The organism is Streptomyces sp. AA1529, from assembly GCF_000280905.1.
Lineage (GTDB): Bacteria > Actinomycetota > Actinomycetes > Streptomycetales > Streptomycetaceae > Streptomyces.
Window position 1 is genome coordinate 74,932 of record NZ_ALAP01000037.1, and the last position, 12,186, is coordinate 87,117.

The following is a 12,186-nucleotide window of genomic DNA, read 5'->3' on the forward strand; positions in this document are numbered from 1 at the left end:
TGGGGTACGACACATGCCCGCCACGAGAGGCGTGCGGGCAGTTTTTCCGCCAAACGTCACCCTCAGCGCACGATCCACTACGCACTCCCGGGGTCGCGGAGGCAGCTGTTCCTCCTGTGGCACCGGCAGCGGCCGCTTCGCGGCTCCCGGGGCGTGCCCCGCCGGCCGCCCCGAGGCGCTCACCGGGCCCGCGGGTGGTGTCCGCAAGCGCCCGCAGCGCGGCAAGCCCGAAAACGTGCGCCCGGCGCGCCGCCGCACGCCCGCCGCGGGCACCCACCGCCGGCGTCACAGGCAGCCGGACCGGGCGGGGCGGCACCAACACACCGCGGCCGGGCGCGAGTCGGCCCCGCACGGCCGGGCGCCGCGGCCGGCCGCGCTCCCACCGCCGGACGGCCTCCGCAGCCGACCGCTCCCGGCCGCCGGACGGTCCCGTTCGGCGTCAGAGCGCCGCGGCACCCCGCTCGCGCAGGGCGATGCCGTACTGCTGGAGCGTCCAGATCTGCCGGCGCACACCGGCCGACTGCTCGTACTCCTGGCGCGCCTCCAGGCGCCGCGCCGCACCCTCCAGTTCGGCGATGCGGGCATTGACGGCGGCGCGGCGCACCGCGACCAGCTGCTCGCCCGCGTACGCCTCGTCGACCTCCCGGTTGCGGGCGCTGCGCAGCGGCTCGACGGCCAGCTCGGTGACCAGGGAGCGCACCGTGTCGTCCGGTGCCGCGTCCCGCACCCGTCCCAGGTAGCCGCTGTCCCCGACCCCGGCCTCGGCGCCGCCCCCGGCCTCCACCGCCTGCCGCACCACGGCGTACGGCGGCGCGGTGAACTCGTCGGTCCCGTAGGCGTCGAAGGCGGGCGAGACCAGTTCCGGCCGCTGGAGCGCCAGCTTGAGCAGCTCGCGCTCGACCCGGTGGGCAGGGCTGCGCAGGTTCAGATCCGGGCCGCGGGGCACGAAGGGCGCCTGCACGGCCGGGCTCTCCTGCGCGCGTGAGCCGCGCCCCGCGCCCCGCGGCGGCGCCTGCCCGCGCTCGCGCGCCCACCGGGAGAGCTGGGCGACGCGGCGGACGACGAACTCCTCGTCCACGATGCCCAGCAGCCCGGCCAGCCGTACCGCGTAGCCGCGCCGGATGGAGGGGTCCTTGATCTGGGTGACGACCGGCGCGCCCTCCTCCAGCGCGGCGGACCGCCCCTCGGCGGTGTCGATGTTGTGCCGGTCCACGATGGAGCGGATGGCGAAGTCGAAGAGCGGGGCACGGTCCTCGATCACCTCGGCCACGGCCTCGTCGCCGTGCGCGAGCCGCAGATCGCACGGGTCCATGCCGCCGGGCGTCAGCGCGATCCAGGTGCGGGCCGCGAACTTCTGGTCGTCCTCGAAGGCACGGAGCGCGGCCTTCTGCCCGGCCGCGTCGCCGTCGAAGGTGAAGACGACCTCCGACTGGGCATTGTCCATCAGCACCCGGCGCAGGATCTTCACATGCTCACCGCCGAAGGCGGTGCCGCAGGTGGCGATGGCCGTGGTCACGCCCGCCAGGTGGCAGGCCATGACGTCGGTGTAGCCCTCCACGACGACGGCGCGGTTGGCCTTGGCGATCTCCCGCTTGGCCAGGTCGATGCCGTAGAGCACCTGCGACTTGCGGTAGAGGGGGGTCTCCGGCGTGTTGAGGTATTTCGGCCCCTGGTCGTCCTCGCGCAGCTTGCGGGCGCCGAAGCCGACGACGTCGCCGGTGATGTCGCGGATCGGCCACATCAGACGGCCGCGGAAGCGGTCGATGGGACGGCCGTTGCGCGCCTCCTGGGCGAGGCCGGAGAGCGTGAGCTCCTTGTCGGTGAAGCCCTGCCCGCGCAGATAGCGCACCAGGTGGTCCCAGCCGGCCGGGGAGTAGCCGATGCCGAAGTGCCGGGCGGCCTCCTGGTCGAATCCCCGGTCGGCGAGGAAGCGGCGGCCGATCTCCGCCTCGGGGCCGTCGAGCTGCTCGGCGTAGAAGCGGGCCGCGATCCGGTGCGCCTCCACCAGCCGGGTGCGCTCACCCTGCTGCGAGGCGCGGCCGTAGCCGCCCTCCTCGTAGCGCAGGGTGATCCCGGCGCGGGCGGCGAGCCGCTCGACGGACTCGGAGAAGGACAGGTGGTCGACCTTCATCACGAAGTCGAGGGTGTCCCCGCCCTCCTGGCAGCCGAAGCAGTGGTAGAACCCCTTGCTCGGGCTGACGTGGAACGAAGGGGACTTCTCGTCATGGAACGGGCACAGTCCCTTGAGGTTGCCGCCGCCCGCGTTGCGGAGCTGGAGGTACTCGGACACCACGGAGTCGATCGGGACCGCGTCCCGGACCGCCTTCACGTCCTCGTCGTTGATCCTTCCAGCCACGTGGGAAGTCTACGGCCGCCCGGTGACACTCCCCGACCCCGGTGCGGCGGCGCGGCTCAGGGCCGCGGGATGTTGCGCAGATTCGACCGCGCCATCTGGACCATCCGCCCCACTCCCCCGTCCAGCACGGTCCGGCCGGCGGAGAGCGCGAAGCCGCTCACCTGCTCCCGGGTGATCTTCGGCGGCAGGGAGAGCGCGTGCGGGTCGGTCACGATGTCGAGCAGCGCGGGCCCGTCGTGCGAGAGCACGTCCCGCAGGGCGCCGCGCAGCTGCTTGGGCTTCTCGACCCGTACGGCGTGCGCGCCCGCGGCCTCGGCGAGGGCCGCGAAGTCCGGGTTGCGGTTGTGGGTGCCGTAGGCGGGCATCCCGTCGACCATCATCTCCAGCTCGACCATCCCCAGCGAGGAGTTGTTGAACAGCACGACCTTGACCGGCAGGTCGTACTGGACCAGCGTGAGGAAGTCGCCCATCAGCATGGTGAAGCCGCCGTCCCCGGAGAGCGAGACCACCTGCCGGCTCCGGTCGAGGAACTGCGCGCCGATGGCCTGCGGCAGCGCGTTGGCCATCGAGCCGTGGCTGAAGGAGCCGATCACCCGGCGCCGCCCGTTCGGCGTGAGATAGCGCGCCGCCCACACGTTGCACATCCCGGTGTCCACGGTGAAGACGGCGTCGTCGGCCGCCTCCTCGTCCAGCACCGAGGCCGCGTACTCGGGGTGGATGGGGGTGTGCTTCTCCACCTTGCGGGTGTACGCCTTGACGACGCCCTCCAGCGTCTCGGCGTGCTTGCGCAGCATCCGGTCCAGGAACCGGCGGTCGGTCCTGGCCCGCACCCGCGGCGTGAGGCAGCGGAGCGTCTCGCGCACGTCGCCCCACACCGCGAGGTCGAGGGCGGTGCGCCGGCCCAGGTGCTCGGGACGCACGTCGACCTGGACGATCCGGCAGTCCTTGGGCAGGAACGCGTTGTACGGGAAGTCGGTCCCCAGCAGGATCAGCAGATCGCACTCGTGGGTGGCCTCGTAGGCGGCGCCGTAGCCGAGCAGTCCGCTCATGCCCACGTCATAGGGGTTGTCGTACTGGATCCACTCCTTGCCGCGCAGCGCGTGCCCCACCGGGGTCTTGAGCCGCTCGGCGAACTCCATGACCTCGCCGTGCGCGCCCGCGGTGCCGGCGCCGCAGAACAGCGTGATCTTCTCCGCGTCGTCGATCAGGTGCACCAGCGCGTCGATCTCCGCGTCCCCGGGGCGCACGGTGGGGCGCGAGGTGACCAGCGCATGCTCTTCCGGGCTGGCGGGCGCCTCCTCGGACGCCAGGTCGCCGGGGAGCGCGACGACGCTGACCCCCTGCTGTCCGACGGCGTGCTGGATGGCCGTCTGCAGCACCCGCGGCATCTGCTGCTCGCTGGAGATCAGCTCGCTGTAGTGGCTGCACTCGGCGAAGAGCCGGTCGGGGTGGGTCTCCTGGAAGAAGCTGGTGCCGATCTCGCTGCTGGGGATGTGCGAGGCCAGCGCGAGGACGGGCGCCATCGAGCGGTGCGCGTCGTAGAGCCCGTTGATCAGGTGCAGATTGCCGGGGCCGCAGGAGCCGGCGCACGCGGCGAGCTTCCCGGTGAGCTGCGCCTCGGCACCGGCCGCGAAAGCGGCGGTCTCCTCGTGGCGGACCTGGATCCAGTCGATGGCGGGAGTCCGCCGAATGGCGTCGACCACCGGGTTGAGGCTGTCCCCCACCACGCCGTAGAGGCGCTCCACCCCGCAGCGCACCAGCGTGTCGACGAACTGCTCGGCCACCGTCTGCTTCGCCATCGTTCACTCGTCCTTCGCTCGCCGCGCCACGGGAGGGCGGCGGTACGGGGTGTCGCTCTCTTCCGCCGAACGTATTCCCCGTCCGCCGCTCAAGCATCACGTGAATCTCCCGTACCGGCGCGGCGCGGGCCCGGACAGCGGCACCCCACCGCGGCGGACCGGCCTGCCGGTGGACCGCCCCGCGCGGGGCGGTCCACCGGTACGGACCCGGCGGGACCGGGCTCGCGGTGGGGCTCAGGCCGGACCGGCGGTGCCCAGCGACTCCAGCGGCACACCCGGGTCGGCCAGCGCGTCGGGATCCACCGCGGCGCCGGACCTGATCAGGTCCTGCACCGCCCCGGTCACGTCCCAGACGTTGGCGTTCAGCCCGGCCAGCACCCGGTTGTCCCGCAGCCAGAAGGCGATGAACTCGCGCTTGGCCACATCCCCCCGGCACACCACCTGGTCGTAGGAGCCGGGCGGGGCGTGCCCGGAGTACTCCATGCCCAGGTCGTACTGGTCCGAGAAGAAGTACGGCACCCGGTCGTAGGACACCTGCGCGCCGAGCATGGCCCGGGCCGCCGCCGGACCGCCGTTGAGGGCGTTGGCCCAGTGCTCCACCCGCAGCCGGTCGCCCAGCAGCGGGTGCGCGACGGCGGCGGCGTCGCCGGTGGCGTAGATGTCCGGGTCGCTGGTGCGCAGCGAGGCGTCCACGGCGATGCCGCCGCCCGGGCCGGGCGCCAGCTCCAGACCCGCGCTCTCGGCCAGCGCGGTGCGCGGCGCGGCGCCGATGGCGGCCAGCACGTCGTGCGCGGGGTGCTCGTCGCCGTCGTCGGTGCGCACGCTCTGCACCATGCCGTCGGTACCGGTGATCTCGGTCAGCCGGGCGCCGAAGTGGAAGCGGACCCCGTGCTCGCGGTGCAGGTCCGCGAAGAGCGCGCCCAGCTCCGGGCCGAGTGCGCCGTGCAGCGGTGTGGGCTCCGGCTCGACGACGGTGACCTCCGCGCCGTAGGTCCGCGCCGCCGCGGCCACCTCCAGGCCGATCCAGCCCGCCCCGGCGATCACCAGATGGCCGTTCTCCTGGCCCAGCGCGCTCAGCACCCCGCGCAGCCGTTCGGCGTGCGCCAGCCGGCGCAGGTGGTGCACACCGGCCAGGTCGGTCCCCGGGATGTCCAGCCGGCGCGGCTCGGCGCCGGTGGCCAGCAGCAGCTTGTCGTAGTGGATGCGCGTGCCGTCGCCCAGCCGGACCGACCTGCCCGCCCGGTCCAGCTGCACCGCGGGCTGCCCCAGATGGAGCTCGATGTCGGCGCCCGCGTACCAGGCGGGCTCGTGCACGAAGACGCTGTCCCGTTCGTCCGAACCGGCGAGGTAGCCCTTGGAGAGCGGAGGGCGCTCGTAGGGATGGTCGCGCTCGTCGCCGATCAGGATGACGCGGCCGGTGAACCCTTCCGCGCGCAGGGTCTCGGCGGCTTTCGCCCCCGCCAGCCCTCCGCCGACGATGACGAACGTCCGGTGTGCGTCGACCACTTGAAGCCTCCTCCTCGAAGACGCTGCCCCCTGCGGGCCGTGCTGTCCCCCGTCGTCCACACGTGAGCGTCCCGCATCGGGGCGGGCCCGGGAAGAGGCAGGGGGCATGGATGGGACGTATGAGCCGCGCGACGAGTTCCGAGGCGCCGGACGGCACCGGGCGCCGGGCCCGGTGCGCGCCCCGCGGGCCCGGCCGACCCGGCGCGGACGCGGCCCCGGTCGGCCACGCGTCCCGCCCGGAGCGCCGCGCACCTCATCCCTGCTGCCCGCGCATCGCCAGCGCGCGGTGCAGGGCACGGGCGGCGGCGTCGGTGAGCGTGGAGATCTGGTCGACGACCACCCGCAGCCGCGCCGTGTCCGGGTCGGCAGCGAGCGCGGCCTCCGCGTACAGGTCCGCGTACTGCGGATCCAGCCCCTCCGGCGCTCTGGCCAGCAGCGCCTCGGCCAGCTCGCGCAGGACCACCCGCTGCTCGCGGCGCAGCCGCTCCAGGTCGGGCCGCTGCATCACATAGCGGTCGGCGACCGCCTTGAGGACGGCGCACTCCAACTGCGCGGACTGCGGGACGATCAGTTCGGCGGCGTACCGGGTCAGCGGGCCCGAGCCGTGCGCGGCCCGGGTCGCGGCCTCGGCGGCCAGGCAGAAGCGGCCGATGAGCTGGCTGGTGGCGTCCTTGAGGCGGGCCTGGGCGTGCGCGGTGCCGTCGTAGGAGTGCGGCCACCAGTCCCGCTCCAGGAGCCGGTCGAGCGCGGCGGCCAGCTCGCCCTCCCCGGCTCCCGGCGCGTAGCGCTCCGCGGCCACCTCGAACACGTCGCCGCGCTCGGGTCCGGACCGCAGGATGCGCGGGTCCAGATGCCCGGCCCTGATCCCGTCCTCCAGGTCGTGCACCGAGTAGGCCACGTCGTCCGACCAGTCCATGACCTGCGCCTCGAAGCAGGTGCGGCCCTCCGGCGCGCCTTTGCGCAGCCAGCCGAAGACCGGCAGGTCGTCCTCGTAGACGCCGAACTTGGGCGAGGCGGGGTCGTCCGGATGGCCGCCGCGCCGCCACGGGTACTTGGTCGCTGCGTCCAGGGCGGCCCGTGTCGCGTTGAGCCCGACATAGCCCTGGCCGTCCAGGTGCGCGGAGAACCGCTTGGGCTCCAGCCGGGTGAGCAGCCGCAGCGACTGCGCGTTGCCCTCGAAGCCGCCCGCCGGTGCGGCGATCTCGGCCAGCACGGCCTCGCCGTTGTGCCCGAACGGCGGGTGCCCCAGATCGTGGGCGAGGCAGGCCGTCTCGACCAGATCGGGGTCGCAGCCCAGCGCGGCACCCAGCTCCCGGCCCACCTGGGCGCACTCCAGGGAGTGGGTCAGCCGGGTGCGCGGTGTCGCGTCCCAGGCGGGGCTGGCGCTGCCCGGTGCGACCAGCTGCGTCTTGCCCGCCAGCCTGCGCAGCGCGGCGGAGTGCAGAACCCGGGCGCGGTCGCGCTGGAAGGCGGTGCGCCCGGGCCGCTTGTCCGGCTCCGGCACCCAGCGCTCGAGGTCGGCGGGACCGTAGCGCGGCGTCGCGGGGGCGCCGCCCGCAGCCGCGGAGGAGGGTTCCATGGACCGACCGTAACCGCAGGGCCCGGGCTCACGGCTGCGGGGAGGGCCGCGTCTCCTCCTCCACCCACCGCAGATAGTCCGCGCTGCCGCGCACCACGGCCGTGGCGATGATCTCCGGCACCTCGTAGGGATGGGCCTCGCGGAGATACTCCTCCAGCGCGCCGTAGCGGTCGGCGCAGGTCTTGAACAGCACCTGCCACTCGGAGTCCGTCTGCACCGCGCCCTCCCACCGGTAGACGGCGGTGACGGGGCCGTTGAGCTGGGCGCACGCCGCCACCCGCCGGGTGATCGCTCCGGCGGCGAGCGTCTGGGCCTGCTCCTGCGAGGCGGTCGTCGTCAGTACGGTGAGGATCTCGGCCATCCGGACAGCGTAGCCACCGCGCGCAGCCGCGCCAGGTGCCGTCGCGGCGGGCGCGGACGGCGAGACGTCCGGGCGGGTGCGGACGGCGGAGGCTCCGGGCGGGACAGCGGAGGCGCCTGTCCGGGCGGGGTCCGGGACACCGGGGGCGACGGGGCGACGGGGCGACGGGGCGACGGGGCGACGGGGCGACGGGGCGACGGGGCGACGGGGGCCGAAACGTTCAAGACGGCCTGGACGCGGCGCCCTAGCGTGGCCGTATGACACCGCGCTTCGACCTCATCGGCATCGTCACCTCCGACATGGCCGCCTCGCTCGCCTTCTACCGGCGGCTGGGGCTCGATCTCCCCGCGGAAGCGGACGCACAGCCGCACGTGGAGCACGTCGGCCCGGGCGGCGTGCGGCTGGCCTGGGACACCGAGGAGGTCGTCCGCTCCTTCGAACCGGAATGGACGGCTCCGGCGGGCGGCGGCCGGATCGGGCTCGCCTTCCGGTGCGACTCGCCCGCCGAGGTAGACCGGGTGTACGGCGAGCTGACCGCCGCGGGTCACCCGGGCCACCACGCCCCGTGGGACGCCGTGTGGGGGCAGCGCTACGCCGTCGTCCTGGACCCGGACGGCAACGGCGTCGACCTGTTCGCGCCGAACGACTGACCGGCCCGGCGGCCGGCCGCGGGCACCAGCGCGGTCAGCGGAGCACCCGCCAGGGCGCGGACCTCGCGGGAGAGGTGCGCCTGATCGGCGTACCCGGCCAGCTGCGCCGCCCCGGCGAGCGCGGTGCCGGACCGGGCCAGGTGCAGCGCCCGCTGCATCCGCAGCACCCGGGCGAGGGTCTTGGGCCCGTACCCGAACGCGGCGCGGCACCGGCGGTGGAGCTGGCGTTCGCTCAGGCCCACGCCGCGGGCCGTGCGCGCCACCCCGGCCCCCTCGCGCAGCGCCGCGACGACGGCTTCCTCCTGCGCGGCGGCGCGCCGTTCGGCGGCCGTGCGCTCCGGCGCCGCCAGCCGCTCCGCCGCGACCTGCTCCAGCGCCGCCAGCGGGTCCCGGGCACCGGCGACCCGCTCGGTCAGCTCCCGCACCCGGCCGGCGGGCCACAGGTCGGCCAGCGGCGTGCGCCGGTCCCGCAGCTCCCAGGCCGGCGGGCCGAAGACCCGCGGGCCGGTGCCCGGCGGCAGCCGCAGGCCGTACGCCGGGAGTCCGGCGCGCTCGGTCGCCAGATGCGCGCGGGTGTCCGGGCCCGCGACGACCAGCTCGCCGTTCCACAGCAGCAGGTCCATGCAGCCGTCCGGCAGCACCCGCCCGGTGGTGCCCGGGGGCACGGCGGCGCGGGTCCAGCACACCGCGCCCCGCAGCCGGGACGTCCGCTCCTCGTACATGGCCCCAGGGTGCACCCGGCCACCGACAGCCCGGCCGCCGAACCCGGCGGAGGGCCGCACCGGGGCTCAGTCCGGGTCGCTGCCCGCCAGGTACGCCGTGGGGCTGACGCCGCGCAGCCGCTTGAAGGCCGCGCTCAGCGCGAAGCCGTCCCCATAGCCCACCCGGCGGGCGACGGCGCCCAGCGTGGCGCCCCGCTCCCGCAGCAGCCGGGCCGCCAGATCGATGCGCCACTGCGCGAGATAGGACATGGGCGGCTCGCCGACCAGTTCGGAGAAGCGGCGGGCCAGGCTCGCGCGGGACACCCCGGCTCCGGCCGCCAGCGCCGCCACGGTCCAGGCGTGCCCGGGCTGCTCGTGCAGCAGCCGCAGCGCCACCCCCACCACCGGGTCGCTCTGCGCGCGGTACCAGGCGGGCACGTCCGCCTCGGGCCGTGCGAACCAGGCGCGCAGCACGGAGACCAGCAGCAGGTCCAGCAGCCGGTCGAGCACCATCTGCTGGCCCGGCGCGTCCTTGACGACCTCCGCGGCGACCAGCCGCATCAGGTCCGCGTCCCACTCGGCCGCATCCAGCACCAGCAGCGGCGGCAGCGCGTCCAGCAGCCGGGCGCTGAGATCGCCGTGCAACTGGTAGTTGCCGCTCAGCAGGACGGCGGGATCGTCGAAGCTGCGGCCCCAGGTCCGCACCCCCAGCGCGAGCTCCTCGCACATGTCGGTCCCGTCCACGGTGGTGCAGCAGTCACCCGGCTGGATCAGCAGCCCCGGTTCGGTCTCCGGGTCGTCGGCGAGCACATAGGGGGCCGGTCCGCGCAGCACCGCCACAGCGCCGGGCGTCAGCCGCACCGGCTCCGGCGCCCCGGAGTGCCGGACCCAGCCGGTGCCGCGCAGCATGGAAGCCAGCGACAGCGGCGCGCCGTCCTGCACCCGCACGCCCCACGGGGGTGCGAGTACCGCACGGTGGAAGAGTCCGCCGCGCGCCCGGGCGCCGCCGAGCACGTCGGTCAGCGCCTCGGTCAGCCCGTCGGCGCCGCCCGTCCGCCACGCCCCCGCGGCCCGGCCGGACCGCCCGTCCTGTTCGGCGCCCCGCGCCGCGACCGTTGTCACGGCAGCAGCCTAGACGCACGGACATGCGGCTGAGCCGCCCGACGATGTCCCCGGGAGCCCCGCCGGCGTTGGCTTGCGGCATGACACAGCGGAAGAGTGAGCACGCGGCGGAGCGGCAGCACGCACAGGACCCGGTTCTGGTGCTGTGCGGCACCGGCAGGAACGGCTCCCGGGTCGTCGAGCGACTGCACGCCCGCGGGCACCCGGTGCGCGTGGGCTCCCGCACCGGGGAGCCGGCGTTCGACTGGGAGGACCCCGGTACCTGGGACGCCGCGCTGGCGGGGGTGGGCGCCGTCTTCGTCGTCTGCCAGCCGGACGTGGGCGCCCCCGGTGTCGCCGGCGCGGTACGGGCGTTCGGCGCCCGCGCGGCGGCGGCCGGCGTGCGGCGGCTGGTGCTGCTCTCGGCGCGCGGCGAGGAGCTCGCCCGCCCGACCGAGCAGGCGGTCCGGGACGCGGGCACGGAGTGGACGATCCTGCGCACGAGCTGGTTCTTCCAGAACTTCAGCGAGGGCGTCCTGCTGCCCTCCGTGCTGGCGGGCGAACTCCCCTTCCCGGCCGGCGAGGTGCGCGAACCGTTCATCGACGCGGACGACATCGCGGAGGTGGCCGCCGCCGCACTGACCGAGGAGGGCCACCACGCGCGCGTGCACGAGCTGACCGGGCCGCGGCTGCTCACTTTCGGGGAGGCGGCGGCGGAGGTGACCGCGGCCGGCGGCCCCGCCGTGCGGTACGTGCCCGTGACCGCGCGGGAGTACGCCGGAGAGCTGGCCGGGCAGGGGCTGCCGCCGGAGCTGGTGGCCTTCCTGGGTGAACTGTTCGCACAGCTGCTGGACGGGCGCAACGCCTCCGTCACGGACGGCGTGCAGGAGGTGCTGGGCCGCCCGGCGCGGGACGTCCGCGACGCCGCCCGCGAGGCGGTGCGGCGTGGGGCGTGGCGGCCCTGAGGACGCGCCCCGGCACGCTGCGGGCGGGCGCGGGACGCACCGCGGCGAGGCGCCGCCGGGCGGGAGCGAGGGGCGCAGCACGGGAGAGCAGCGCGGGCGGCCGCGCGCCGCGGGGGCCGCAGGCGAATCCGCCGCGCCCGCGGTGGCCCGGTTGCGTCGCGTGCCGTGCGGGGCACGATGGACGCATGGACGATGTGACCGCCCTGGCAACCGAGCACCTGGCGCTGGCACGGAAAGACCCGCACGGCCGCAGTGCGTACCTCTTCCTGCACGACGGGCCGCTGCGGCAGTCCGTCATCGCGCTGACGGAGGGGTCGTCGCTGGAGGAGCACAACACGCCGCCGGCGTCGAGCGTCCACGTCCTCCGGGGCCGCATCCGGCTCACCGAGGGCAGCGCCGACCAGGATGTCGCCGCCGGGCAGATCCAGCGGGTTCCGCACCTGCGGCACGGCGTGCTCGCACTGGAGGACAGCGTGTTCGTCCTGACGGCGGTGACGGGTACCGACTGACGGGCCGGCGGGCGGCGCTCAGGCGCCGTCGACGGCGCCCCACTCCGCGACGCGGTGCAGCACGGAGCGCAGCGCCAGCTCGTAGCCGAAGACGCCGTGCCCGGAGACCATGCCCTGGCACACCGGCGCGGTGACCGAGGTGTGCCGGAAGGGCTCGCGGGCGTGCACGTTGGAGATGTGCACCTCGACGCAGGGGATGCCGAGCGCGGCCACCACCTCGACGGCGTCCCGCAGCGCGTAGCTGTAGTGCGCGTAGGCGCCGGGGTTGAAGACGATGCCGCTGTCGCCGCCCCGGGTGGCGTGGATCAGGTCGATCAGCGCGCCCTCGCTGTTGCTCTGCGCGCAGCGCACCTCGGCGCCCAGCTCGGCGCCGAGCGCCGTGACCCGCTCCTCGACGTCCCGCAGGGTGGTGCTGCCGTAGGTCGCCCGGTCGCGTTCGCCGAGCAGGTCGAGGTTGGGGCCGTGCAGGAGCAGCACACGCGGCCTCGCGGAGGGCGGCCCGGCTGCGGCGGAGTTCGCGTTCATGGGGGCAGCCTAGAGCGCGGCGGCCCGTGCCGGCCGCCGGATCCGCTGCGGCCGCGGCGGGGCACGCGGTGCGGCACCGGTCGTGGCGCGGCTGACCTCGACCGCCCGGAGGCCTGCCGCTAGCCTCCACAGGA

Annotated in this window: 11 protein-coding genes; 3 read left to right on the top strand and 8 right to left on the bottom strand. The window is 75.2% G+C overall.

Features of this window, described 5'->3' with window-relative positions; all coding sequences use genetic code 11:
* Window positions 1-439: 439 nt before the first annotated feature.
* The 5 genes from dnaG to cutA form a co-directional block, all read right to left on the bottom strand.
* Window positions 440-2,356, bottom strand: a complete 1,917-nt coding sequence (gene dnaG / locus A949_RS0111045; protein ID WP_026004551.1) for a DNA primase — start codon at window positions 2,354-2,356, stop codon at window positions 440-442.
* Between the two features lie 56 nt (window positions 2,357-2,412).
* Window positions 2,413-4,155: a pyruvate dehydrogenase gene (locus A949_RS0111050; protein WP_019356068.1), complete on the bottom strand. Its 1,743-nt coding sequence runs from the start codon at window positions 4,153-4,155 to the stop codon at window positions 2,413-2,415.
* Window positions 4,156-4,389: 234 nt separating this feature from the next.
* On the bottom strand, window positions 4,390-5,661 hold the full coding sequence (locus A949_RS0111055; RefSeq protein ID WP_019356069.1) for an NAD(P)/FAD-dependent oxidoreductase: 1,272 nt from the start codon (window positions 5,659-5,661) through the stop codon (window positions 4,390-4,392).
* A gap of 253 nt (window positions 5,662-5,914) precedes the next feature.
* Window positions 5,915-7,240, bottom strand: a complete 1,326-nt coding sequence (locus tag A949_RS0111060; protein WP_019356070.1) for a deoxyguanosinetriphosphate triphosphohydrolase — start codon at window positions 7,238-7,240, stop codon at window positions 5,915-5,917.
* Between the two features lie 28 nt (window positions 7,241-7,268).
* Window positions 7,269-7,601, bottom strand: a complete 333-nt coding sequence (cutA, locus tag A949_RS0111065) for a divalent-cation tolerance protein CutA (protein WP_019356071.1) — start codon at window positions 7,599-7,601, stop codon at window positions 7,269-7,271.
* 257 nt (window positions 7,602-7,858) lie between these two features.
* On the opposite strand from cutA, the gene A949_RS0111070 reads away from it, so the two are divergent.
* Window positions 7,859-8,251 (top strand): VOC family protein, encoded by a 393-nt coding sequence (locus A949_RS0111070; RefSeq protein WP_019356072.1) that lies wholly within the window; start codon window positions 7,859-7,861, stop codon window positions 8,249-8,251.
* Here A949_RS0111070 and A949_RS0111075 read toward each other — a convergent pair.
* Together A949_RS0111075 and A949_RS0111080 are read right to left on the bottom strand one after the other, a co-directional pair.
* A complete protein-coding gene (locus A949_RS0111075) occupies window positions 8,191-8,973 on the bottom strand; it encodes a helix-turn-helix domain-containing protein (RefSeq protein WP_019356073.1) in 783 nt (260 codons plus the stop codon). The two genes, A949_RS0111070 and A949_RS0111075, sit on opposite strands and share 61 nt — an antisense overlap.
* Window positions 8,974-9,039: 66 nt before the next feature.
* A complete protein-coding gene (locus A949_RS0111080; RefSeq protein WP_026004552.1) occupies window positions 9,040-9,987 on the bottom strand; it encodes an AraC family transcriptional regulator in 948 nt (315 codons plus the stop codon).
* 167 nt (window positions 9,988-10,154) lie between these two features.
* On the opposite strand from A949_RS0111080, the gene A949_RS0111085 reads away from it, so the two are divergent.
* Both A949_RS0111085 and A949_RS0111090 read left to right on the top strand, forming a co-directional pair.
* Window positions 10,155-11,018 (top strand): NAD(P)H-binding protein, encoded by an 864-nt coding sequence (locus tag A949_RS0111085; protein WP_019356075.1) that lies wholly within the window; start codon window positions 10,155-10,157, stop codon window positions 11,016-11,018.
* A 185-nt stretch (window positions 11,019-11,203) separates the two neighbouring features.
* The gene (locus A949_RS0111090) at window positions 11,204-11,527 is read left to right on the top strand and encodes a hypothetical protein (protein WP_019356076.1); all 324 of its coding nucleotides are present in this window, start codon (window positions 11,204-11,206) and stop codon (window positions 11,525-11,527) included.
* Between the two features lie 18 nt (window positions 11,528-11,545).
* On the opposite strand, the gene aroQ is transcribed toward A949_RS0111090, so the two are convergent.
* Complete coding sequence (gene aroQ / locus A949_RS0111095) at window positions 11,546-12,052, bottom strand: type II 3-dehydroquinate dehydratase (protein WP_051019459.1); 507 nt, start codon at window positions 12,050-12,052, stop codon at window positions 11,546-11,548.
* Window positions 12,053-12,186 lie beyond the last annotated feature (134 nt).

Excerpts from the sequence above, each read along its gene's own strand:
- A949_RS0111050 (WP_019356068.1), bottom strand. The coding sequence starts at position 4,155 with ATGGCGAAGCAGACGGTGGCCGAGCAGTTCGTCGACACGCTGGTGCGC.
- A949_RS0111060 (WP_019356070.1), bottom strand. The coding sequence starts at position 7,240 with ATGGAACCCTCCTCCGCGGCTGCGGGCGGCGCCCCCGCGACGCCGCGC.
- cutA (WP_019356071.1), bottom strand. The coding sequence starts at position 7,601 with ATGGCCGAGATCCTCACCGTACTGACGACGACCGCCTCGCAGGAGCAG.
- A949_RS0111070 (WP_019356072.1), top strand. The coding sequence starts at position 7,859 with ATGACACCGCGCTTCGACCTCATCGGCATCGTCACCTCCGACATGGCC.
- A949_RS0111075 (WP_019356073.1), bottom strand. The coding sequence starts at position 8,973 with ATGTACGAGGAGCGGACGTCCCGGCTGCGGGGCGCGGTGTGCTGGACC.
- A949_RS0111085 (WP_019356075.1), top strand. The coding sequence starts at position 10,155 with ATGACACAGCGGAAGAGTGAGCACGCGGCGGAGCGGCAGCACGCACAG.
- A949_RS0111090 (WP_019356076.1), top strand. The coding sequence starts at position 11,204 with ATGGACGATGTGACCGCCCTGGCAACCGAGCACCTGGCGCTGGCACGG.
- aroQ (WP_051019459.1), bottom strand. The coding sequence starts at position 12,052 with ATGAACGCGAACTCCGCCGCAGCCGGGCCGCCCTCCGCGAGGCCGCGT.